We start from the raw sequence: 24,378 nt of genomic DNA, 5'->3' as shown, positions 1-24,378 counted from the left end.
CGATGCTGATCCCCCATCCAATTTTAGGTCCGCGCGATGCGCAAGAATTCACCTACCTCGGCGACGCGCGTCTGATTGATCGTCCAGACCCGGCACGACCAGATGCAGAGGCCGCAATTTGCGACTACGTGTATCTGCGCGACAACCCGGCGGGCGTGCACCGCGAATTGTGGTTTCATGAGCAGGGTGATCGGTCATGGCTCCTGATCACGCGCAACACTGTAACCCACGAGATCCTTCACGCTGAACTAGCACGTGATTTCGCGCTGGCGCGGAAAGGGAATAGCGAATGACGCGGCTGTCCGGCGGGTTGATCGACCGTTCGCAAACCCTGACATTCACCTTTGATGGCAAAAGGTACCAGGGCCACCCGGGCGACACGTTGGCGTCCGCGCTTCTGGCCAGTGGCGTGCGCCTCATGGGCCGCAGCTTCAAGTATCATCGTCCGCGCGGGCCCCTCTCGGCGAGCTCGGAGGAGCCGAACGCCCTGGTAGAGTTGCGCACCGGCGCGCGGCAGGAGCCAAACACACGCGCGACCGTGGTGGAACTGTTCGAAGGGCTTGAGGCGCGAAGCCAGAACCGGTGGCCCTCACTGCGCGTCGATGCGATGGCGGTCAACGACCTGCTGTCGCCCTTCTTCACCGCCGGCTTCTACTATAAGACGTTCATGTGGCCCAAAGCCTTCTGGGAAAAGCTCTATGAGCCAGCGATCCGCAAGGCGGCAGGTCTCGGCAAGCTGTCGATGCTGCCCGATCCCGACTCCTATGACAAAGGCTTTCTCCATTGCGACCTTTTGGTCATCGGCGGTGGCGCAGCCGGCCTCGTTGCTGCCCTCACCGCAGCGCGTTCAGGCGCTCGGGTCATACTTGCGGATGAGGATTTCCGTTTGGGCGGCCGGTTGCTGGCAGAGACGGATATTCTGGACGGAGCGCCCGCCATTGATTGGGTGTGCGCAGCGGAAGCCGAACTAGGGAGTCTGCCGAACCTTCGCGTGATGCGTCGCACCACCGTATTCGGTGTATTTGATCATGGCATCTACGGGGCGGTGGAACGTGTGTCAGATCACCTTCCTGAGCCTGGGGATCAGGTTCGCCAAACCTTGTGGCGCATCACCGCTAAACGGGCGATTTTGGCGGCCGGCGCTACAGAACGTCCGATTGCCTTCGCTGACAATGATCGTCCCGGCATAATGCTGGCTGGCGCAATGCGGGCCTATGCCAATCGATGGGCGGCATGCCCCGCAGAAACGGTCGCGGTGTTTACCAACAACGATGACGGCCACCGAACGGCGCGTGATCTCATCGCGAAGGGCGTCAAGGTTGCGGCAGTGGTTGATGCGCGGACCGAAGCGCCGGCCGGAGGCGACTATCGTGTGATCAGAGGGGGAATGGTAACCGGCACTCGTGGTCGGCTGGGACTGACCGCGATCGAGGTGGACGTGAACGGCCAACGTGAATGGATCGAATGTGGTGCGCTAGGCGTTTCCGGCGGCTGGAATCCCAATGTTCATCTCTTTTCGCATCATCGCGGTCGACCTGTTTGGGATGAACCGCTGCAAGCGTTCCTTCCTGGCAATGATGGACCCGTCGGCTTGATCCCTGCCGGTGCAGCGGCGGGCAATTTTTCCACGGCAAAGACCCTGCGGTCGGGAGTTGATGCTGCCCTGCTCGCTCTGGAGAACCTTGGAATTTCAGGCGCCGCGCCTCTTCTCCCATGCTCGGAGGAATCAGAATACAGGATCTCACCGATCGTCCATGTGCCATCCAGAAAACGTGCTTGGGTGGATTTTCAGAACGACGTGACCGTTAAGGACATCAAGATCGCCCATGCGGAGAACATGTGGCCGGTAGAGCATCTTAAGCGCTACACCACGCTGGGAATGGCGACCGACCAGGGCAAAACCGCCAATGTCACTGGCCTGGCGGTTATGGCTGAACTTAGCGGGAGAACGATCCCTGAGACAGGAACAACCATCTTTCGTCCTCCCTACACGCCCATAACCCTTTCGGTGCTGGGTGGCGGCAATATCGGTTCGCGCTTCCGGCCGCACCGCCTGACGCCCACACATGACTGGGCGCAGGCGCAAGGCGCGACATTCGTCGAGACCGGTCAATGGATGCGAGCAGAATATTTTCGCCTTCCCGGGGAAACGCACTGGCGCCAAAGCGTGGATCGGGAAGCTCAGGCCGTGCGAAGCGCTGTTGGCTTGTGCGACGTTTCCACGCTCGGCAAGATTGACGTTCAAGGCGCGGATGCCGGCGAATTTCTCAACCGGCTCTATAGCAATGCAATGGACACGCTGAAGGTAGGCCGTGTCCGCTACGGGCTGATGCTGCGCGAAGACGGCTTTGCCTATGATGATGGTACCTGCGCGAGGCTTGCCGAAGACCATTATGTGGTGACCACCACGACCGCCAACGCCGGGGTCGTTTATCGCAATATGGAATTTGCCCGGCAATGCTTATGGCCGGAGCTCGACGTCCAAGTCATCTCCACGACTGATGCATGGGCGCAAATCGCAGTCGCTGGTCCCAAATCGCGCGCATTGCTCGCCCGCGTCGTTGATGGCTTCGATCTCTCGAACGAAGCTTTCCCCTTCATGGCTTGCGAAAAGCTGACCGTTTGCGCCGGCCTTCGCGCCAGGCTCTTCCGCATCTCCTTCTCAGGCGAACTGGCCTACGAAGTTGCGGTTCCCGCCCGCTACGGTCAAGCTTTGATGGAACGCCTGATGCAGGAGGGTGCCGATCTGGGAGTAACACCCTATGGCGTCGAGGCGTTAACAGTCCTGCGGATTGAGAAGGGCCATGTCGGTGGTGCCGAATTGAATGGGCAGACCACAGCAGCGATGCTTGGGCTCGGCAAAATGGTCTCGCAGAAAAAGGACGCCATCGGCGCAGTCATGTCCCGCCGGGAAGGATTAGTTGCTGACAGCCGACGCCTCGTGGGTCTCCGGCCTGTCACACCCAACGGGAGCGTAGTAAGCGGCGCCCACCTTTTCGACGAACGGTGCCTGCAAAATCTGGACACCGATCAAGGCTGGATTACTTCAGCCTGCTATTCCCCTCATGCAGGCTCAATGATCGGGCTTGGGTTTTTGGAAAATGGCGAAGCGCGGATAGGGGACATAATCGTCGCCGCTAACCCGCTTGAAGGCCAAAGCGAACGCCTGCGCGTTGTGGCGCCACATTTCGTCGATCCTGAAGGAGTACGTCTCCGTGGCTGACCTGAAGACCGTCACAGCGCTCGGCGCCGCAACTCCGCACCTGGTGTCGTTCGGGCCATTGGAGGTCCGCGAGAACCATGATCAGGCGATCGCGTCATTGGCATTGCGTCGAGGCGCAAGTAGGCCCGTCCCTTACGGTCTGGATCTTCCAGGTCCGGGCAGCTATCTCTCAGCCGACGGAGTGTTTGCGCTGTGGACCGGTCCGGGTCAGTGGATGCTAGGGGCCAAGGGGCGCGCCGCAGAAGACTTCGAAGCCGATCTGAAGCAAATGGCGCCTGACTGTTCAGTGACCGAGCAGACCGACGGCTGGATCACGTTTGAGATCGCCTCTCGGGCCGGGCCAAATCCAATCCACGCGCTGCTGTCGAAGCTCGTCAACATTGACCTGGCTGATTTCGCAGTGGGCAGCGCGATGCGGACTGGCCTTGAGCACCTGAGCTGCTTCGTGATCCGGCGCAGCGAAACCAATATCGCTGTCCTCGGGGCACGCTCTTCCGCCAGATCCCTTTGGCACGCTCTGGAAACGGCGGCGAAACGAGTAAAGCCGCGGTAGCTTCCGAGCATGCCAAAAGCGCGTTTCTGCTTTTCGTTGCCGCCCGCAGGTACCAAGCTCTAACTGCTCTGAGCCCTTGGGAGAGCGGCGCTATGAACCTTGCACGATCGGGCCGGTGCCTGCGGCGGGACGGGAATAGCCGCGGTCCGCATATATCCAGATTGGATTAAAGCGCGCCTAGATTCTATTTTCCTACCTAAGGGATCTGTGGAATTCCTTAATGCATGAATGTGCCAGCCGCAGAACTCGAATGGTCCAATCTCATTTGCCCGGGATTTGCAGCTCAAGGGGTCTGGCGACCACTTGGTCCCGCGTTTTCGGGGAGGCGAGTGTCTTCGGCGACCGTTGCCGGTGAAGCTGGAAGAAGCAGGGGAGTGGCAGGGCTCTCTTGATCACGCTGCGACTGAGCTTCGAAGCGCATCTTAAGATGGAAGCAGACATGAAGCACACGGATCTTCTCTCGCTAACTTCTCCGCTCGGGCCGTTGCAATGGCCGTTCATCAAGATGCACGGATTGGAGAACTATTTCGTTATTCTTGATCGTCGCGACGGCAACAAGCCTCTAAGTGTCGATGACATTGTGCGCATATGCAGCACCAACATCGGCGTTGGAGGCGAGCAACTGCTGACCATTGAACAGCCTTCGCACGAAGGCTCGCGCGCCGGCGCCTACGCCGCCATAAGGATTTTCAACATCGACGGAAAGGAAGTTGGCGCGTGCGGCAATGCCACGCGCTGCATGGCGCATCTGTTGCTCGAGGAAACCGGCAAGGACGAGCTCGCGATGGAGTTGGCGGGCGGCATCGTCCACTGCCGCAGGGCAGGGCCAATGGAGGTCAGCGTCACGCTTGGACCAATCAGCATGGATTGGCGCAAGATCCCGTTGTCGCGAGAAGTTGATACGGCTCACCTGCCCATTGCAAGCGGTCCGCTCAGCGACGGCGTGGGCCTCTACATCGGCAACCCACACGCGGTCTTCTTTGTCGACCAAGTGGATTGCATCGACATGGCCCACTTTGCGCCTGCCGTGCATAACGACAGCCTCTTCTCAGAAGGGGCAAACGTTGGAGTAGCTGAGATTGTCGACCACGCGACACTTCGACTTAAGGTTTGGGAGCGGCCAGGCGTGTTGACCAGGGCATGTGGAACGGGGGCCTGCGTTGCCGCTTATGCGGCGCTCAAGCGAGGTCTGGTCACCTCCAAGAAGGTCGCCGTGCATCTCCCAGCCGGGAAGCTCGATATTGAACTTCTTGACGACGACAAGGTCCGCATGGCCGGACCAGTGGCATTTTGCTGTTACGGTTTCCTGGAAGCGGGCAGGTAGCGACCCCCGAGATGCACCGCAGGTCAGGGCTCAGGTCCTGCGGCGCCGACACCAGTGAGAGCCAGTGTCTCAAGAAAAAGGGGAATTGTATCATGAGACCAATGAGCGCCTATATTGCATTCGGTGCACCGCTGCTTATGGCAGCGTGGCCCTTCGCAGCACTATCGCAGAACATTCCGGACAACCTCAAAGGCAGCGGTGAAATCGTCATAGAATCGAGCGGCGGAACCCTTGAGGCCGCTGAGAAGAAGGCCTTTTTCGACCCGTTCACCCGCGATACCGGCATTAAGGTGGTCCTGGTTGCAGAGGATCACGCAAAGCTGTTGGCATCGGTCAAGCTAGGACAACCCGCGAACGATATCGCTGACCTCGCCGGCGGTCAGCTGGCAAGCTGGATCGCCAACAATGGCCTTGAGAAGATAGACTACAGCTATTTCGCCAAGGAGACCTTGGCCAGCATTCCAGAGCAGCTGAGGAACGACTTCGGCATCGGCAACTTCACGTATTCGGCTGTGATCGGCTACAACACCAAGAAGTTCCCTGAAAACGGCAAGCACCCCAAAAATTGGGTCGACTTCTACAACGTGAAGGATTTTGCGGGAAAGCGCGCAATCTCCAAATGCGAAAAGATGGTCGAGGGGGGGTTGCTCGAAGGGGCTCTTTTGGGTGACGGTGTCCAACCGGAAAAGCTGTATCCGCTCGATACAGATCGGGCATTCGCCAAGATCAAAGCTCTTATGCCGGATGTAGGCCGCTGGCTCGTGGCGGGGGCAGACGGGCCGCAGAGCCTCATCGACGGTGAGGCTGACATGGCGTCGACCTACAATGGGCGAATGGCGGCCGCCAAGGCAGAAGGTGCACCCGTGGCATTTTCCTGGGAGCAGTCGTTGGTTCAGTATGACTACTGGGCGGTCATGAAGGGCTCGCCCAACAAGGAAAACGCCTTCAAGTTTTTGGCGTATATCTCCAGGCCGAAACCCCAAGCGGTATTCGCCGAGGCGATCCAATACGGCCCAGTTAACGAGAAAGCCTTCGCGCTTCTTCCAAAGGAATTGGCCGGAAATCTGCCAGGTGCGCCTGACTTGGTGAAGAAGCAGATTTTTCAGAACTACCAATGGTGGGGCGCAACCGGTCCCGATGGCCGCACGAACTACGAAGTCGCAATGGAACATTGCGTCGCGCTATTGTCACAGTAAGTGGCTCGCCGCTGCAGGCTTGGCCTGCAGTGGCGATCACGCAACCGCGCAGCTCCCTCGCAGGAGTGAGCTGCTTTCCTCGACATCAAAGGAAACAACATGGAAGTCACCTCACTCAGCAATAGCTGCGAACATGGCCAACCAGGCATTTTCCGTGGTCACCTACGATTTGAAAGCGCACGGCTCGCAGGCTACCGGTGGGAGATTTGCGAAATCCGAGGAAAAAAGCCGGGTCCGCGCCTTTGCATTGGCGCGGGTATTCACCCCAACGAGGTGTCCGCGATTGAAGCGGCTGTGCGACTTCAACGACTATTCGATCCCGAAAGCATGGCAGGAAGCGTTTCGATCATTCCATTTATAAACCAGCCGGGACTCTTTGAATATCCCGACTATGTTTGCCCTCTCGACGGCAAAAACATCGAACATACGTTCCCGGGCAAAAAGGACGGCACATTCTCAGAAGCTCTCTGCGATGCCATCATGAAGGAATGGTGCGAAGGCGCCGATTGTTTCATAGATATGCATGGTGGCAACTTGCGAGAGAACGTCTCCAAGTTCGTGATCATCCAACAGGCGCCCGACACCCAACTCAATGACCAGGCGCGGCGACTAGCGATGTGCTTCGATGCCGAGTTTGTTCTCGCTTTGCCGACGCGCTTTCTAGACAGGTCAGGAACATATTCTCCCTCCGCATTTGCTCGCGAAGGTCGACTGGCTGTGCTTCCTGAGGCAGGTGCGAACGGATTGGCAACCGAAGATACAGTTTCCTTTTTTGTCAACGGGGTTTTGAATGTAGCTCGCACTCTCGGCATTATCAGCACTCCGCTAGCAGACATTAGAAACGCTCAGGTGGTGTGTGACGACTACCTCTGGGTTTATTGTCCGGTCGGCGGCGACTTCCACTCCGAGGTAGAGCCCGGCGACAGCGTAATAGAGGGTCAACGTCTCGGGACGATCACCAATCTGTTTGGCGAGACGCTGGCTGAGGTCAGCGCTCCTGCCTCGGGCTGTGTCCTGTGGCGTGTCACGCATCCTTCAATCAAGGAGGGCTCTTTCATGGGAGCAATCGGCACCCAGGAACAAAGAGCCTCGTGATCCGTCGGCCACCACATCTGCACGCCCAACTCCGCCCGCGATTTGGTGGCCATATCCGATCGACCCAGAGGCGCCCAATAGCGCGCCTGCCGCAGACCCTCTCGGAGGAATGGCGGCCCCACGCTCATGGGTGAGCCCATGCGATTGAGCCGGCGCGACTCTGGGCCATTATCGTCGGGGACTGCTCACTCGATGTTAGAATGGGGTGCGCTATGAGGGCGCGGATTGGCTGACGATAGGCATGGAGCGAACTCAATCAGGGCATGATGAGGGCCAGAGCGAGAGGCGGCGGCCTTTCAGCCCATAATGGCTCGACCAAGGGCCGCAAGCAGATCGATGTGAGCCTAGCCGGCGCAACCAGGAGCCGGTATCTTCGTGGAGAGTGGTATTGACAACGGCAATGATGACAGGTTTAGCCGCACCCACGGGAAAGAGGCGGGTTAGCATGAGGACTTTTCTGGCAAAGCGCTGGATAAATGCCAGTATCATCGCCGGTCCGCTTGTCGTGCTCTTGGTCGGCTTTCTGGTCATCCCCCTCTCTTTTATCTTGTGGGGTAGCGTCGAAGGCACGAACATGACCTTTGCGCATTATGCGCGAATATTCTCTAACGAAACCAATCTCAAAGTCCTGTTGTATACCCTGAAGATCGGCCTAATCGTGACGGCAGTGTCGCTGGCGGCTGGCTACCCGGTTGCCTATTTACTTACGAAGATAGGCCCACGCGCATTATCTGTCCTTACGGTCTTCATTCTCATTCCACTGTTCACCGCCTTTCTTATTAGAACCTATGCCTGGATTATAATATTAGGTAGAGAAGGAATAATTAATAACATGCTTGTGCGGCTTGGATTGGTTAGCCAGCCTCTGCCGCTCCTCAACACCACATTTGCTGTGATTGTGGGCATGGTCCATGTTTTAATTCCTATGGCCATCTTCACGATGTATTCGGCCATGGCGCGAATCGACCACGATTTTGCTCGGGCGGCGCAGATCCTCGGTGCGAAGCCGATCCAGGCATTCCTTCGCGTCTATTTCCCCATGTCGCTCCCAGGTGTTTTTTCCGCAGGCGTTCTAAATTTCATCGTTGCGATCGGCTTCTATATCACGCCGGCCCTTCTCGGCGGGCCGAGTGACACCATGATTTCGCAACTCATCGTTACTCAAATGACGACGCTCCTGAATTTCGAACTTAGCTACGCGTCATCGATCGTTCTCCTGCTTGTAACAATCGCCACGCTTTTCTTTGCAAGCCTCTTCATCCCGCTTGAGATGATCTGGTCTTCGTCGGTTGCCCAGGTGCCGGGCCGAAGCTCCGGCTCGCAATCCTGGGCCTTGATCAGCGCCAAGCGCTTGTCGCAACCGGTGCTCATCGCCGTTGAAGGCCTGATTCACATGGCTACCAAACCGCTCTTGACCGGCAAATCGCGCTGGCTTTGGGCTTATACGATTGTCATGTTAGTGTTTCTGACGGCACCCTTAGTCGTTGTCGTGGTGCTTTCATTCAGTTCGTCTCCCTTCGTCGTCTTTCCTCCTCCAGGATTTTCATTGCAGTGGTGGCAGAAGCTGGGCAATGCCACGGACTGGCATATGTCGTTCATCTTCTCGGCTCAACTCGGCCTCAGCTCTGCGCTAGTCGCGACGATAATCGGTACTATGGGTGCCTTCTGGCTCGTCCGCACGCAGCTGCCGATTAAGCGTTCATTGTTCTTGTTTTCGCTGTCCCCACTTATGGTGCCCGTGGTGATCATCGCGACCTCACTCTACGTATTCGAAGCTCGCATCCACGTGCTTGGGAGCTTTATTGGGCTGGTAATTGGCCATGTTCTTCTGTCGGTACCCTACGTGATTGTGGTGATGGCAGCTGCCCTGCGTGGTTTCGACGAGTCGCTGGAGAAGGCTGCTGCAGTCCATGGGGCGAGGCCCATGCAGGTCCTTCGTTTCGTGACTTTGCCGATCCTGAAGCCGGCGCTGCTTACCGCTGGTCTTCTGGCTTTTTTGACATCGTTTGACGAACTGCTTGTGAGCATCTTCCTGCTTGGACGGCAGACGCCGACGCTGCCCATGAAGTTCTGGGGTGACATCAAGTTCCAGGTCAATCCGCTTCTTAGTACCGCGTCGACCTTCATCGTCGCCCTCGTCGTCCTGTCGATCCTGCTCGCTCAGTGGATCAGAGTACGGCATGAGAAGCGTTTGTCGAACACCGCCCGCACGTGAGAGGCAGACAATGTCAACCAGTCTTGAGATGAGAGATATCCAGAAATGGTACGGGGCGCTTCACGTTGTTCGAGACTTCACACTCTATGTCGAGCCAGGTGAATTTCTGACGTTCCTGGGCCCTTCCGGTTCTGGCAAAACCACGGCGCTGAAAATGATCGCCGGATTCGAATCACCGAGCTCAGGCGACATGTTGCTTGGTCCCCGCTCGATTGTTGACGTGCCCCCTTATGAACGGGGGATCGGCATGGTTTTCCAAAACTATGCCCTGTTTCCCCACATGACAGTGGCTGAGAACGTCGCCTTTCCGCTCACGGTGCGCAAGGTCGCGCGGGACGAGGCGAGCGTAAATGTGAAGCGCGCTCTGGAGCTGGTAAAGATGGCTGAGTACCGGGACCGCTATCCTAATCAGCTTTCGGGGGGACAACAGCAACGCATTGCGCTTGCACGTGCAATCGTCTTCAATCCAAGCGTTCTTCTCATGGATGAGCCGCTGGGTGCGCTCGACCGTAACCTGCGCGAGCATATGAAGATCGAGATTATGCGAATTCAGAAGGAACTGAACATCACGGTGGTCTTTGTCACACACGATCAGGACGAGGCCCTCACAATGTCCGACCGGATTGCGGTCATCAATGAAGGTAAACTCGTCCAGGTCGCCGATAGCAAAAATCTCTATTACAAGCCGCAGGATCGCTTCGTGGCCTCGTTCGTCGGCGAATCCAATCTTCTGCGCTGCCGCGTCGACACGGCTGAGAACGGGGTGGGAAAGGTAACGATCGCGGACGGCGTCTCTGGTCTGGCACGGTTGTCAGGGCAATCAAACGGGGCCGCAGGATGGCTCTTCGTACGGCCCGAGCATGTAGATATCAGCCTAAGCGGAGAGCAGACCTCGGCGCAAAATGCTCTAGATGGCGTCGTAGATAATACACTATTTCTTGGGGAGACCACTCGTTATTCGATACGCTGCCAAAGTGAAATGATAACAGTCAAGCGTCAGAATCGGGGGCAACCCCAATTTTCTCGCGGAAGTTCAGTTACTGTTTCTTGGAATGTCGACAGTTGCACTGTTTTGAGTTGAGTGGTGCTTCGAGAGGCAGGGTGAACACAGGGCCCGTTCCTAGCCAATTCCTTCCAGCGGCCCACTGGCATCGACAATAAACTCGTCGGAGCGCCGACCACCGCCTGCGGCGCGAGTTGCACGCAACAAAGGCAAGCCTCGAAGCGCTGGCCATAACTGACACCCTGGCGCCCGTTTGACCGCTGGCGATTGGCTTTTCTGCCCGCGGATGGTCAGGCATTCGAGGCCGAAATCTGTGAAGGCGGGGATCCGCTGTTCGCCGGGCCCATAGACCCACAGCAGTTCGGCACACGCAGCGGACATTCCTGCGGCGAGCAGGAGCGTGTAGATCGGGGATCGCACTAATGGTCGAGCCGCCAACCCATGAGTACTGCGCACTGAATAGTGACTATTATACGTTTGTAAGTCGGCGTGACCCATCTGACAATAACAACGAAGTCAAAAGGTTAACGCGAGTCCAGCGCTCTGGCGCCGGCCTCGCATACAGGAGGTGCGCGCTGTGAATTCCGTCGAAAAGTACATCCCCTCGCAGCGCGAACAGGCATTCATCGACAAGGTCGCGAACGGAAAATACGATCGTCAGATCATCACCGGCATAGCCAAGTTTGCCAGCGGTGACGTGTCCCAGGACATGCACGGTTTTTATTCGCGGGAAGAACTTGACAGGATACTGGAGCTGAAAGGAACCCAGAGGGATCTGGAGGCTCGGATGCCGGTCAAGATCACGCGACATTATTTCGAGCAGGCGCAATACAGCCGCCCCATGCAGACGCTGGTCAAAGCTAGCCCGAAGGAAACCTACGACCTCGACGGAGCCGAAGATCCGGGCAAGCAGATGACCTACAGCCCGCGCGAGGGGCTGATCCATAAGTACGAACTTGGTCTGCTTTATGTGGCAACGACCTGCTCTGCTCACTGTCGCTTCTGCTATCGCGAGGAGCTTATCGGCCGCAAAGAGATCACCCGTGAGGACGGCACGGTGGCTCCAAAGGGATTGGCGCAGCTGGGTGAGATCGTTGAATATATTCGTGAGCACAGCAGCCAGGTAGCTGCAAATGGCGGCCGTCATCCGGAAACCGGCCGCGAGAAGCTTCGCGAGATTCTGATGTCGGGTGGCGATCCGATGGTTCTCGGAAACAAGAACATCGCTGCGTGGCTGGCCGGGCTCGCCGAAGCAGGGATTGAGAACATCCGCATCGGCACGAAAGAGTTGGCGTTCCATCCTCAACGGTTCGACCTGACCTTCTTTGCAATGCTCGACGCTTTTCACGAGGCCTATCCGGAAGTGAGCCTTCGGATGATGGTGCACTTCAATCACCCGGATGAATTTCTACGCAAGACTCCGGACGGCGGCTACATTGACAATCGCGGTGGCGGCCTCGAGTGGATCGCCGATACACGCGTGGCGGTCAAGGAGTTCGCCCGGCGTGAATGGATAACCATTCACAATCAGTCGCCGATCATCCGGGACATTAACGACGATGCCGAGGCCCTGCGGATAATGCAGCGAGAGATGCTGCGCAACGGGATCAACAATCACTATTTCTTCTGCGGCCGCGACATCATTGGGCACAAGGCCTTCAACGTGCCGATCGAGCGCGCCTGGCAAATCCTGAACGAGTCGCAGAAGGGCTTGTCTGGCGTCGAAGCGCATGCGCGGCTCTCGATCACCCACTACAAAGGCAAGACCGAAGTGGCAGCGGTCACCAATGACCCAATACCGGGGTTGCCCGGCGCCGAAAACGGCGTCGTCATTTTCAAGCTACTGCGTTCGGCCGCAGATGCGAGAGATCGCTGCAAGGTGACCATCGTTGGTCGAAATCCGGATGCAATCTGGTTCAGCGGCTATGACGATCGCGTCCTCTTCGACGAGGCCGGGCTCTACTCGATGTATGGGATTAAGCCTGTATTCCTTCAAGCCGCGGAATAGGAGCTCGGCTGCGCGCCGACATTGAAAATCAGGTGGGAGCTTAGCTGTGACCTTCGTAGTCACCGAGAACTGCATCAAATGCAAATACACGGACTGCGTCGACGCTTGCCCGGTTGATTGCTTTTATGAAGGGCCGAACTTCCTTGTGATCCACCCCGACGAATGCATCGACTGCGACGCTTGTACGCCGGTCTGCCCGGCAAAGGCCATATACCGAGACACGGACCTACCGGTCAACATGGGGCACTTTCTTGAGCTAAATGAAGAGCTTTCGCGACAGTGGCCCAGTATCACTGACTCCAAAAATCCGCTGGCCGACGCTGCAGCATGGGACGGAATGGCGGGCAAATTGACCCATCTGGAGCGCTAGTCGCTGTCTGGAGATCCGCATGGACACGAAACTTGACGTCGCAACCTCCAAAAGCGCACCGATTTTCGAGCGTGCGAAGTCATTCTTACCAGGGGGATGCAGTCGAAACACCATCCTGCGCAAGCCGCATCCGATCTACGCTGAGCGAGGGCAGGGCTGCTACGTCTACGACGTGGAGGGCGTTCGCCGCACTGATTTTGCCAATAATGTGGCCTCCCTGATTCACGGGCATGCGCACCCGGCAATCGTAGCTGCTGTCACTCAGCAGTTGGAGAAAGGCACGGCCTTCTCTATCGGAACGGAAGCCGAGATCGATTTTGCCGAGCAGCTTTGCGGCCGAAATCCCAGCTTCGAGCGCGTTCGGTTCGTCAATTCAGGGACCGAGGCGGTGATGGCGAGCCTCAAGGCTGCCCGCGCATATACAAAGCGGCCGAAAGTCGCCAAGGTGGAGGGCGCCTATCACGGGCTTTACGACTATGCCGAGGCGAGTCAAACGGCTAAGCCGGAAAATTGGGGCCGGGCAGAGCGTCCGGCGAGCGTTCCAGTGTCTCGTGGAACACCGCAGCAGGCTCTCGATGATGTCGTGGTGATCCCATTCAATGACGTGGAACGAGCGCTAGCAATACTGGACACCCATCGGGACCAATTGGCCTGTGTGCTCATTGATCTACTTCCACATCGGGTTGGTGTCGTTCCGGCGTCCGCCGAATTCGTTCAAGCTCTGAGGCGCTGGGCCTCCCAAAATGGGGCGCTTTTAGTCTTCGACGAAGTGATCACCTATCGGTCCAATTTCGGTGGGGCGCAGGAGTGGTATGACGTACGGCCGGATATCACCGCGTTAGGCAAGATGATCGGGGGTGGGTTTCCGGTCGGCGGCATAACCGGGCGCGCCGAGGTCATGGAGGTCATGAATCCGCTAAACGGATCGGCAGCTTTTCCGCTTTCGGGAACCTTTTCGGCGAACCCGATCACAATGACTGCCGGCCACACGGCGATGAAACTATTTGACCGTGAGGCCGTAGAGAGGCTCAATGCCTTAGGCGACCGCGCTCGCCGTTCGATCGCCGAGGCGATCAGCGTTGCCGGGGTGCCTGCGTGTGTTACCGGCCGAGGCTCGATGTTTCGAATACATCTGTCTGCCGAGGCGCCCAAGAACTACCGAGAGGCCTACCTCTCGCCCGAGAAGGCGGCGCTCCTTTCGGCTTTCGTCGGCCATCTCTTCGACGGTGGCCTTCTCATGGTCGAAACGGGCACCGGTTTCCTGTCCACGCCCATGTCGGAACAGGACATCGATGACATGGCAGCCGTGGTCCTTGCGGCGCTGCGGAAGATCAAGCCCCCCCTTTCTTCACCAACATGAAACAGCCGCTGAAGGGAATGGAGGAGACGATTGGTCTCTTCGCCTTGTTTGGGCGTAGCACCGGGGATGCACTGCAGCAACTGGCTCGTCCGGCGCACTCCCCCACTCTTCTCGCCATCAATCTAGCGATATCGAAGTGGGATCCGGAGATCTCTGTTCACCACGGCGTCACACCACTGCAGGCGAGAACGGAGCTCGCAACGCTGCGCTTCCTGACAGGACGAACCGAACTTGGCCGCGTGCCGCGGTCGACGGCCTGATCATGGCAGAAGCCGTGACAAAGGGCTCTTTCTTGCCGGCAGTCGGCCTGGCCCATGGCGCTGGAGGTGAAAGAGGTACGGGGCCGGGCAAGTCCCTGAGACTTGACATCCTTCTTCTGCCTGGATTTTCGCCCCTTAGCCTCGCTTCATTTGTGGAGCCGTTCTACCGCGCCAACTGGAGCTCCGGCGAAATGATGTTTCGTTGGCGCATTCTGGGAACGGACCAGGGACCGACGGAAAGTTCGAGCGGCATCGAAATGATGCCGGAACGCGACATCAAATCTTTTCTTGACTGCGATGCTTCATCACCTTTTGTCATTATAGGTGGCGAGCGAATAGAGCAACAAAAGACATCTGACATTTTAACACTATTGCGCACGAGTAGCCGACAGAAGCGGCCGATTATTGCGATCGGAACCGCTTCGTGGCTGCTGGCAGATGTCGGTATATTGCGGGCCGGAATGCGATGCACCATCCACTGGTCAAAAATAGCTGCTTTCGCGGAAAAAAACCGGGACCTTGTGGTAGAAGACTGCCTGTTTGTGCGCGACGGCGTAATTACAACATGTGCTGGCGAACTTGCGGCACTCGATCTTGCCGCTGATTTGATCTCCCATAGGCACGGCCAAGATCTGGCGCGGCGCATCTGCTCTCAGCTGAGTTCGGACAGGTTGCGTGCGGGAACACATTGTCAGTCGTTACCGCCTGAGCTTCGGTACACCGCTGCGGCGGAAAAGCTCATCCGGGTGATAAAGGTCATGGAACGGCACCTGGAAAATCCGCTGCCCCTTGGCAAGGTTGCGCAAACCGTCTCGCTGTCACGTCGCCAAATCGAACGTCTCTTCGCAAAACATCTCAGATGCACGCCGATGCAGTATTATTCCGGTGCGAGGCTCAGGCATGCGCGGCAGCTTCTTCAGACGACAGATATGCCGGTCATCGAAGTAGCCATCGCTTGTGGTTATGTTTCGTCGTCACATTTCACCAAGTCCTTTAAAGCTCATTTTGGCATTCTGCCCAGCCGTGCTCGGCTCTGGGCCGGCACGGTTATGCCTCTATGTGATGTACAAAGATCAACAGCGGAAGTTCGCAAAGTGATACCGTAGATGTTTGCGGGTACTCAAATGATGCGGCACCTGCGAGCGCCGGCTGTATGCTGTATCCGTGAGGCATGTAGGAGCCACGGCCGTCATGGATCCAGTCCCCCGAGCGCCTTGGCGATTCTCACAGCGGCTCATATTTTTGTCCGATCGCTTAGGAAGGACCTGCATTCCATCGACCGCGGCCAAAGCTCACAACTCTTCGATTTGCCGCATGTCGCCGGGTAGCCGCGGGTGGTTGATTGCAGTGCGGCAGAACAAGTTACCCGGACGGCGCGCGTCTGATCGACCGGGCCGCGCTACGGCAAGGAAACAGCAAGGGGAGGGTGCCGAGCGGCGGAGGTCAGCCACCGGGTAAAGGCGTTCACCTGAGGGTTAACGTCACCAGCGGGGCTGACCACGAAGTAGCTGTTGTGAGTCTTCAGGGCAGCCTCACTTAGCGGGATCAAAACCTCGCCTTCAAGCTCTGTTTCGATCAAGTATCTAGGGAGAAGCGCGGCACCGATTGACGAAACGGCCGCCGATATGATCATGGAAAACTGATCGAAGTGTCGTCCGCTCAGCAGCCGCTTGTCGCTGATTCCGTTCAACGCGAACCAATCGATCCAAGCGCTCTCGCGAGTAATAAGATGCAAAAGCGGAGCTTCCAGAAGGCGAGCGGGCTCCGTCAACATGTAGGCATCGCGAAATTTGGGGGAGGCGACAGGCACCATTTCCTCGTCGAACAATTTCGTCATGCGTGCATCTGGCCAATCCGCTTTTCCGAAATGGATCGCGACGTCAAAGCGCTCTCTTGTGAGATCGAAGGGCACGGTTCGAGTCTCCAGCCTGATTTCAATGTTGGGATGATTGCTCAGGAAGGTTGGTAACCTCGGGATCAGCCAACGGCTGGCAAAGGTCGGCAATATCCCGACACGCAAAGTGAGATTTCGCTCGCCGGCGGCGATTGCCCGCACCACAGACTGTTTGAGATTTTCAAGGTCAATCGCTAGATCAGCAGCAAAACGCCGCCCTGCCTCCGTCAAAGCGACGCGGCGTCCCACCCGTCGGAATAATGTCGCGCCGATCATCTCCTCAAGCTCCTTCACCTGGCGGCTGACGGCGCTCTGCGTGAGATGGAGTTCTTCGGCTGCCTGCGTGAAGCTGTCGTGCCGCGCAGCCGATTCAAAGCTACGCAACAAGGCGTAGGACGGCAGACTACGATGCCCTACCGATTGCACCGGCATACCTTTCATGAGTGGAACTCACCGTTTCGACCATAGGAGGTCGTGGGATGCAGTTCAACGGTGCGCGCCGGCCACCTTCCTGCGCCGCTGCACTAAACTAGCGTTTGAACCTGGTTGATAAGATGATTGACGACTGAGTCTTCTCTACGCCTTCCACTTCGCCGATGACGTCAATTGTTCGATCCAATTCGCTGATCGAAGTGGCGGCCACCTCAGCGATCAGATCGAAGCCCCCGCTTACCGAGTGCACAGACATGACTTCTGGAAGCGCGCGAAGCATCTGAACGACCCGGCCCAAGGCCTTGGTCTTCAGCACGATCATTACATGAGCTCTCACCAAGCCGTGTTCATAGCTGTCGGACAGCCGAACACCGTAACCGGCGATGACCCCTTCCTGCTCCAAGCGTTCAATCCTGGCCTGAACGGTGGTGCGCGAGAGGTTCAGCTTGCGAGCAATCACAGCGGTGGGGGCGCGGGCATTTTCCGACAGCAGCGCCAGAAGTTGTCTATCTTTGTCCGAGATGTGCACTTCGTCGAAAAGGCCCTGTGATCTGCCAAAAATGGCTGCTCATTTTATGAAATTCACCGCTACGAATCAACCGCTCAACCTGAGAAACCTGCGCTACCAAAGGCCGTGCTCTCGCAGGAGGAAATGATGAAGGAGGTCGTCGTAGTGGGTTCAGGAAAGATCGGTTCCACCATCGCCCGATTGCTCGCTGTGACTCAAGACTATCGCGTAACGGTAGTCGACCGCAGCGACGAACAATTAGCGGAAATCGAAACCGGTCCCGTCGTCTCGACCGCCAAACTCGATATCGATGATCAAGCAGCACTTACGGCCCTCCTGGTCGGCAAGTTTGCAGTGCTAAGCGCAGCTCCTTACCAACTCACCGTCGCCATCGCTACCGCGGCTGCGAAAGCTGACGTCCACTATCTCGATCTCACGGAAGACGTGGAGTCTACCCGGCAGGTTAAACGCATCGCTACGGCCGCCAAAACCGCCTTCATCCCGCAGTGCGGGTTGGCACCCGGCTTTATCTCTATTGTCGCAAGCGACCTTGCGCGGAAATTCGAGGGTCTCGAGAGCGTTAGACTGCGCGTGGGCGCACTTCCCCAGTTTCCAAGCAACGCCTTGAACTACAACCTGACCTGGAGCACCGATGGAGTAATCAACGAGTACATTCAGCCCTGCGAGGCGATTGTGAATGGCGCGCTTGTCGAGGTGCCTGCCCTGGAGGAACGCGAAGAGTTCTCGCTCGACGGAGTTACCTATGAGGCGTTCAACACCTCGGGGGGGCTCGGCACACTTTGCGAGACGTTGAAGGGCAAGGTCAACACCCTCAATTACCGGACCATCCGCTATCCCGGTCACGCGGCCATCATGAAGGCTCTCCTGCAGGACCTCGGATTGCGGCACCGCCGCGCTGTGCTCAAGGACATACTAGAGCACGCATTGCCGACTACGCTGCAGGATGTTGTGATCGTCTTTGTAACTGTTTCCGGGCGGAATGGCGGTCGGTTGATCCAGGAAACTTACGCGAACAAAATTTATAGCTCTGACGTTGGTGGACGCACCATGAGCGCCATTCAGATCACGACAGCCTCAAGCATTTGCGTGGTTCTCGACCTGCTCGCCGAAGGTAAGATCCCGACCCAAGGATTTGTACGCCAGGAAGACATCGGGCTCCAATCGTTCCTGGGGAATCGGTTCGGCGTCTACTATGGCCAGGAGATAGCTGCGAAAAACCATGGTGTCGCGGCCGCCGCCTAAGCAACGGTTCCGCGTTCCCGTCTCACACACCTGCGACCGATGCTAGAGAGCGCCTTTTGCGCTCCCCAGCATGAACCTCAATGCAGTGGTCTCCCCCTTCAAGAGAGCGTCAACATTGCGGGCATGCCATGCAAATGAAGAAAGGTCGTACGCCGACTCATTCCAATTCGGAATGAACTTCTGAATAGATGTCGATATCGCAATCTGCCTGACAATGCTTTGATCTGCACTGTTAACACGGCGTCCGTGAGGCCGCTGCCTCTGAGCTCTTCGTTCTTCGGGAGATTTGGATGGGCTTTGTTCCGCAAATGAGACCGCCTCCAGCATTCTCTGGTAGCTCTCGCGCCGACGCGATTCGATCGCTCTTTTCGGCTGCCATGTCGAACATGTACCGGGCTGAGGTGCCTCAGTACGGGGACCTCCTTGATCTCGTTGCCGAGGTCAATGGGTCCGTACTGGCCAATGATCTGGAACTGGCGCGGGCAATGTGGCGGAACGGAGAGATAGATCGGTTGGGACTTGAGCGGCACGGCGCCATTCGTCTTGGCACGGCTGACGAACTCTTCAACATTCGGCGGGTTTTCGCGGTGTTCGGGATGCAGCCGGTTGGGTATTACGACCTTTCAGTCGCCGGGGTTCCGGTCCATGCCACCGCCTTCCGCCCTGTAGAAGATAGTGCTCTGCAGGCAAATCCGTTCCGTATCTTCACGTCCCTTCTTCGGCTCGATCTCATAGAGGACAAGGCGCTCCGCAATGAGGCACTGCGCGTTCTATCAGGACGACAGATCTTTACCCGTCGCGCCCTCGAGCTCATCAGCGTCTTTGAGGCGGAGGGCAGCCTAGACGAAGATGAGGCGCAAGAGTTCGTGCGAGAAGTGCTGGAGACATTTCGCTGGCACAGCGGCGCGACCGTCACGATGGCGACCTATTCTCGACTGCACGACGTGCACAGGCTGATAGCCGACGTGGTGTGCTTCCGCGGACCCCATATTAATCACCTGACGCCGCGCACACTCGATATCGACGCCGTTCAGGCCGGGATGCCGAGGTGGGGCATCAGCCCAAAGGTAGTTATTGAGGGGCCACCCCGTCGCAGATGCCCGATCTTGCTTCGCCAGACCAGCTTCAAGGCGCTCGAGGAGCCTATCGCATTCAGGGCGGAAATCGATGCCTCCATCGAGGGTTCTCACACGGCACGCTTCGGTGAGATCGAACAGCGCGGCGCAGCACTCACCCCCAAAGGGCGGGAGCTCTACGATCGCCTCTTAGCTTCCGTCCGCCGAGAAACGCAGGTCGGCGCCAGGGGTTCTCTTGCGGATGAATACTCGACGGAACTAGCCGAGAGATTCAAGGACTTTCCCGATAGTTGGGCTGAGTTGCGCGATCAGGGGCTCGCCTATTTCCGTTATTCCCCGACGCCGAAAGGACTGAGCGCCGCGACCCGAGAAAAGATCGTGTCGCCCTTCGATCAGCTGGTCCGCCAAGGGCACTTGCGATTCGAGCCGATCATCTATGAGGATTTCCTGCCGGTTAGCGCGGCCGGCATCTTCCAGTCCAATCTTGGAACCGACGAGCAGCAAAACTACGCCGGGCGCTCGAACCGGCAGGCTTTCGAGAAAGCCTTGGGTGCGAAGATCACTAATGAAGACGATCTCTATGCAAACGCACAGCAGGATTCGATCGAGTATTCGTTGGCTCAGTTGAATGAGGCCGCAGGCAGAAAAATGCGCGATGACAGCTTGGTGGGTTGATACGGCCTCGCTCTCATGCGCAGTGAACGCGCGGAGCTGCGACTGCGGTGTACTTAGCCGCGGCCTGTGTCGGGCAACCTGGCTCTCTGCTCCGCTCACTGCTCGGTCCGCTGTGCTCAAAAGTCGGAACAAGTCCCGCGCCGCTGAACGGACGGCGCTTCAAACTCACACAGGAGGAATGCCATGACATCCCAGCACCGCAAGTTCAGCGCGCCGTCGCTAGCAGAAGAGGTGGCGGGAATTCTCGACCGCTGTGGCGTTAGTATCAGTGCGTTCAACTCTGGGGAACACGTGGTCAGATCTCCAATTTCGGGCGAGGTGCTTGCGCGGCTAAGCACGGTTGACTCTTCAGCAGTCAATGCGGCTGTTGAAAAGGCGCACGCGGCCTTCCTCGAGTGGCGATTGGTACCTGCTCCCAAGCGGGGTGAACTAATCCGGCTGCTTGGCGAAGAGCTTCGGGTAGCCAAAGACGATCTCGGCCATCTCGTTTCAATCGAAGTAGGAAAGATTCCTTCCGAAGGCCTTGGTGAAGTTCAGGAGATGATCGACATCTGCGACTTCGCTGTTGGGCTGTCACGTCAGCTTTACGGTTTAACGATCGCTACCGAGCGCAATGAGCACCGGATGATGGAATGTTGGCACCCCCTCGGTGTCACCGGGATCATTTCCGCTTTCAACTTTCCCGTCGCTGTCTGGTCGTGGAATGCAGCGCTGGCCATCGTTTGCGGGAACTCCGTCATCTGGAAGCCATCGGAGAAAACCCCGCTCACCGCACTAGCTGCTGACGCTCTCCTGGATCGTGCCATCAAGCGTTATCGTGAACAGGGGGGCATCGTCCCGGATGGGTTGTCGAGCGTCGTCATCGGGGCCTGCGACGTCGGCGAGGTGTTGGTTGATCATCCGAAGATCCCGCTGATCTCGGCCACTGGCTCAACGGCCATGGGGCGCGCCATCGGACCTCGGGTCGCATCCCGCTTCGGCCGGGCAATCCTGGAGCTGGGAGGGAACAATGCTGCTATCGTCACTCCAACTGCAGATCTCGACCTGACACTCCGCGGGGTCGCATTCGCCGCGATGGGAACAGCAGGGCAGCGCTGCACTACGCTCCGGCGCCTGTTCGTGCACGATAGCGTTTACGACAGCTTCGTTCCTAGACTGAAGAAGGCCTATGGATCCGTTTCGGTCGGCAACCCTCTCGAAGCAGGCAATCTCATCGGCCCATTGATCGACAAGTCGGCATTCACCGCGCAGCAGGCCGCGCTGTCGGAGGCTAAGGCAGCTGGCGGCAGGGTGTTCGGTGGTGAGCGGATCAATGCCGGGTTCGGCGACGATGCGTTTTATGTCCGCCCAGCGCTGGTCGAAGTCGATGCGCAGACGGTGACCGTTGAAAGGGAAACCTTCGCACCAATCCTATATGTGCTGCGCTATAGCGATCTCGAGGAGGCGCTCAGGTTGCACAATGATGTGCCGCAAGGGCTCTCGTCATCAATCTTCACCAACGACCTACGGGAGGCGGAAACCTTCCTGTCCGCCCGGGGCTCTGATTGCGGCATCGCCAATGTAAACATTGGTCCCTCCGGTGCTGAGATAGGTGGGGCGTTCGGCGGCGAAAAAGAGACCGGCGGCGGGCGGGAATCAGGCTCGGATGCGTGGAAGGTCTACATGCGACGCGCTACCAACACGATCAACTATGGACGCACCCTGCCGCTCGCCCAAGGCGTCATATTCGAGGTAGCATGAAGACGAAATGAAAACTCACGTTGGCTATTAGGATTTTCAATCTCAGCTGAACGAGACCGGTACCGCTCCAACATATGTCGCAGAAATCCGGTCCCAGTTCGGCCGTGATTTTTAAGCGGCACACCCTGCCGGCGTCCCTCCCCGCCGGCAGGGTGCTACCACGTCATTCGGGCTTCGATCGTCATATCGGGCTCGCCTCGACCGGGAGCGTGCGCGGCCCTGAAGACAATAAGATACTGCGACCGGGCGTGTAGATCAGCTGGGTGAGTATAATCACGCGCAGCGCCCGCGCTCCGAAGTGTCGGCTACCCCCCTTCTGCGTTGAACGAGTATATGCGCACTGCGCGCCACTAACTTCGTCATGATAGCGTCGTTGACGGACCTGTTGCGATTGCCCATTAGGAAGACAGTGCGCGGGAGCCTCTGGCACACGAGCAAGTCCTTAGCGGGCAGCCTGAGCGCAGCATGCTAACGCTTGGTTCAGATTATTGGGCGAGTTTGCCTGACATTCTTCGCGAGGTAACGATTTACTGTGGCAGAGGGATGCTGCTGCCGCAACCTGAGATGGTAGTCTGGTGGCCCAAGGGGCTGACCTGACCGGCCGCACTTCTCGCGAGCGGTTTTTCGGGCATCAGCCCGAAATAGGATAGTTCCTTAAACGCCCTCGCAAGGTAAGCGGTGCACCAAGGCACCTTGCAATAGGCCGATGAACATGGAGCTTTCGCGCCATGACATTGGAACATGCAAAGGGCGATGTTGTCGCCGATATCAGCCGCACCGCAGCGGCTGAAGATGGTGCAACGATGCCCGGCCGCGTACGGCAACGGAGGCTGTGGAGTTGCGCGGAGAAGCGCGCGTTGGTCGACCTTGCGAGCGCGGCGGGGTCGTCGGTGACCGAGGTTGCGCAAGCGTTCGGCGTAGCTCCTTCGCAGCTCTATGCTTGGCGCAAGCAGATGGCCGGCGGCGAGCTCGATGCCGATCAGGCGGTGGCGACCTTCGCGCGGATCGAGGTGAACGATCTGCCGGAGGTCGAACGCGCCGTCGCCGATTGCCCGGGCCCGGCCGGCAGGATCGTCGTGGCCTTTGCGAACGGCGCGCGATTGCGGATCGATGGGACCGCCGATCCGACAGCGCTGCGCATCGTCCTGGCGGAGTTGAGCAGGTGATCACGGTGGTGCCGACCGACCAGATTTATCTGTGCTGCGGCGCGACCGACATGCGCCGCGGGATCAACAGCCTGGCGCGGATGGTGCAGCAGGTGCTCGCGCTCAATCCGCACACTGGCGCGATCTTCTGCTTCCGTGGGCGCAAGGGTCATATCATCAAGATTTTGGCGCATGACGACCAGGGGTTCTGCCTGTTCACAAAGCGGCTTACCGACCGCTGTTTTGCCTGGCCGACCACGAAGGATCAGGTCGCCGTTTCGCTCACCAAGGCGGAGCTTTCGCTGCTTCTGGAAGGGATCGACTGGCGCCGGCCGAGCAAGACTTATCGGCCGCGTCTGGCTGGCTGATTTTGCTCGTTTGTTATTGATTTTGTGTCGATTTTGCTTCCTTGAAGGAGCTCTTTCGGGTATGTAGTTTGGGTGTCGGAACAAGCTCCCTCAACCGCTGATTTCCTCGCCCGGATCGCGCTTCTGGAAGCGGCCGTTTCTGCCCGTGACATCACCATCGCCGAACGCGACGAGCAGCTGCGCAGAGAGCGCGCCGAGACCGCACTTCGCATTCAGCGCCTGCAGCTGCGGATCGATCGCTTCAACCGCAAGGCCTTCGGCCGCTCCTCCGAGAAGCTCGGTCAGATGCTGCTCGAACTCGAAGATCTCGAGACCGATTTCGCCGCCGCCGTGCCCGATACCCAGCTGTCCATCGTCGCCGACACCGACAAGGTCCGGGTGCTGCCGGTGCGCAAGCTCAACCCCAACCTGCCGCGCAAGCGGATCGTTCGCGAGCCGTCCGGCGCATGCTGCCCGGGCTGCGGCGGCGCTCTGCGCACCATGGGCGAAGATCACGAGGAGATGCTCGACCTGGTCGCCCAGGCCTGGCAGGTGATCGAGACCGTTCGACCCAAATACAGCTGCCGGACCTGCGATAAAATCATTCAGGCGCCGGCACCGATTAAGGCTATTGCACGCGGCAAACTCAGCTATGCCGCGCTCGCCCATATCATGATGGCGAAGTGAGGTT

At 58.0% G+C, this 24,378-nt stretch carries 20 protein-coding genes; 18 read left to right on the top strand and 2 right to left on the bottom strand.

The window, feature by feature from the left end; all coding sequences use genetic code 11:
* The first annotated feature begins 2 nt into the window (after nt 1–2).
* The 12 genes from RFM98_RS21340 to RFM98_RS21285 all read left to right on the top strand — a co-directional run bounded on the left by RFM98_RS21340 (nt 3) and on the right by RFM98_RS21285 (nt 15,713).
* On the top strand, nt 3–293 hold the full coding sequence (locus RFM98_RS21340) for a sarcosine oxidase subunit delta (RefSeq protein ID WP_320310699.1): 291 nt from the start codon (nt 3–5) through the stop codon (nt 291–293).
* The gene (locus tag RFM98_RS21335; protein ID WP_320310698.1) at nt 290–3,223 is read left to right on the top strand and encodes a sarcosine oxidase subunit alpha family protein; all 2,934 of its coding nucleotides are present in this window, start codon (nt 290–292) and stop codon (nt 3,221–3,223) included. Before RFM98_RS21340 ends, RFM98_RS21335 begins: the two co-directional genes overlap by 4 nt.
* Nucleotides 3,216–3,776, top strand: coding sequence for a sarcosine oxidase subunit gamma (locus RFM98_RS21330; protein ID WP_320310697.1), 561 nt, complete (start codon nt 3,216–3,218; stop codon nt 3,774–3,776). Before RFM98_RS21335 ends, RFM98_RS21330 begins: the two co-directional genes overlap by 8 nt.
* A 439-nt stretch (nt 3,777–4,215) precedes the next feature.
* Nucleotides 4,216–5,100, top strand: coding sequence for a diaminopimelate epimerase (gene dapF, locus RFM98_RS21325; protein ID WP_320310696.1), 885 nt, complete (start codon nt 4,216–4,218; stop codon nt 5,098–5,100).
* A gap of 101 nt (nt 5,101–5,201) precedes the next feature.
* Nucleotides 5,202–6,296, top strand: a complete 1,095-nt coding sequence (locus tag RFM98_RS21320; protein WP_320310695.1) for an ABC transporter substrate-binding protein — start codon at nt 5,202–5,204, stop codon at nt 6,294–6,296.
* A 99-nt stretch (nt 6,297–6,395) separates the two neighbouring features.
* Nucleotides 6,396–7,391: a succinylglutamate desuccinylase/aspartoacylase family protein gene (locus RFM98_RS21315; protein WP_320310694.1), complete on the top strand. Its 996-nt coding sequence runs from the start codon at nt 6,396–6,398 to the stop codon at nt 7,389–7,391.
* A 445-nt stretch (nt 7,392–7,836) separates the two neighbouring features.
* Complete coding sequence (locus RFM98_RS21310) at nt 7,837–9,606, top strand: ABC transporter permease subunit (protein WP_320310693.1); 1,770 nt, start codon at nt 7,837–7,839, stop codon at nt 9,604–9,606.
* A gap of 10 nt (nt 9,607–9,616) precedes the next feature.
* The gene (locus tag RFM98_RS21305; protein ID WP_320310692.1) at nt 9,617–10,687 is read left to right on the top strand and encodes an ABC transporter ATP-binding protein; all 1,071 of its coding nucleotides are present in this window, start codon (nt 9,617–9,619) and stop codon (nt 10,685–10,687) included.
* A 499-nt stretch (nt 10,688–11,186) separates the two neighbouring features.
* Nucleotides 11,187–12,617 (top strand): KamA family radical SAM protein, encoded by a 1,431-nt coding sequence (locus RFM98_RS21300; RefSeq protein WP_320310691.1) that lies wholly within the window; start codon nt 11,187–11,189, stop codon nt 12,615–12,617.
* 46 nt (nt 12,618–12,663) lie between these two features.
* A complete protein-coding gene (gene fdxA / locus RFM98_RS21295; RefSeq protein ID WP_320310690.1) occupies nt 12,664–12,987 on the top strand; it encodes a ferredoxin FdxA in 324 nt (107 codons plus the stop codon).
* Between the two features lie 19 nt (nt 12,988–13,006).
* Complete coding sequence (locus RFM98_RS21290; RefSeq protein ID WP_320310689.1) at nt 13,007–14,347, top strand: aspartate aminotransferase family protein; 1,341 nt, start codon at nt 13,007–13,009, stop codon at nt 14,345–14,347.
* A gap of 262 nt (nt 14,348–14,609) precedes the next feature.
* Complete coding sequence (locus RFM98_RS21285) at nt 14,610–15,713, top strand: GlxA family transcriptional regulator (protein WP_320310688.1); 1,104 nt, start codon at nt 14,610–14,612, stop codon at nt 15,711–15,713.
* A gap of 293 nt (nt 15,714–16,006) precedes the next feature.
* On the opposite strand, the gene RFM98_RS21280 is transcribed toward RFM98_RS21285, so the two are convergent.
* Nucleotides 16,007–16,942, bottom strand: a complete 936-nt coding sequence (locus RFM98_RS21280) for a LysR substrate-binding domain-containing protein (protein ID WP_320310687.1) — start codon at nt 16,940–16,942, stop codon at nt 16,007–16,009.
* Nucleotides 16,943–17,030: 88 nt separating this feature from the next.
* Entirely contained in the window at nt 17,031–17,462 is a 432-nt protein-coding gene (locus tag RFM98_RS21275) for an Lrp/AsnC family transcriptional regulator (RefSeq protein WP_320310686.1), read from the bottom strand.
* 126 nt (nt 17,463–17,588) lie between these two features.
* Between RFM98_RS21275 and RFM98_RS21270 the strand changes: the two genes are divergently transcribed.
* The 6 genes from RFM98_RS21270 (at nt 17,589) to RFM98_RS21245 (ending at nt 24,374) form a co-directional block, all read left to right on the top strand.
* Nucleotides 17,589–18,704: a saccharopine dehydrogenase family protein gene (locus RFM98_RS21270; RefSeq protein ID WP_320310685.1), complete on the top strand. Its 1,116-nt coding sequence runs from the start codon at nt 17,589–17,591 to the stop codon at nt 18,702–18,704.
* A 290-nt stretch (nt 18,705–18,994) separates the two neighbouring features.
* Nucleotides 18,995–20,455: a 2-oxoadipate dioxygenase/decarboxylase HglS gene (hglS, locus tag RFM98_RS21265; RefSeq protein ID WP_320310684.1), complete on the top strand. Its 1,461-nt coding sequence runs from the start codon at nt 18,995–18,997 to the stop codon at nt 20,453–20,455.
* Nucleotides 20,456–20,638: 183 nt separating this feature from the next.
* The gene (gene amaB, locus RFM98_RS21260) at nt 20,639–22,195 is read left to right on the top strand and encodes an L-piperidine-6-carboxylate dehydrogenase (protein WP_320310683.1); all 1,557 of its coding nucleotides are present in this window, start codon (nt 20,639–20,641) and stop codon (nt 22,193–22,195) included.
* 728 nt (nt 22,196–22,923) lie between these two features.
* On the top strand, nt 22,924–23,361 hold the full coding sequence (gene tnpA / locus RFM98_RS21255; RefSeq protein WP_320310682.1) for an IS66-like element accessory protein TnpA: 438 nt from the start codon (nt 22,924–22,926) through the stop codon (nt 23,359–23,361).
* On the top strand, nt 23,358–23,708 hold the full coding sequence (gene tnpB, locus RFM98_RS21250; protein WP_320310681.1) for an IS66 family insertion sequence element accessory protein TnpB: 351 nt from the start codon (nt 23,358–23,360) through the stop codon (nt 23,706–23,708). The genes tnpA and tnpB overlap by 4 nt, the downstream gene beginning before the upstream one ends.
* 72 nt (nt 23,709–23,780) lie before the next feature.
* On the top strand, nt 23,781–24,374 hold the full coding sequence (locus RFM98_RS21245) for an IS66 family transposase zinc-finger binding domain-containing protein (protein ID WP_320310680.1): 594 nt from the start codon (nt 23,781–23,783) through the stop codon (nt 24,372–24,374).
* Nucleotides 24,375–24,378 lie beyond the last annotated feature (4 nt).

This window comes from Mesorhizobium australafricanum, from assembly GCF_033977265.1.
GTDB lineage: Bacteria > Pseudomonadota > Alphaproteobacteria > Rhizobiales > Rhizobiaceae > Mesorhizobium > Mesorhizobium australafricanum.
This window is presented reverse-complemented; position numbering and strand designations above follow the sequence as displayed.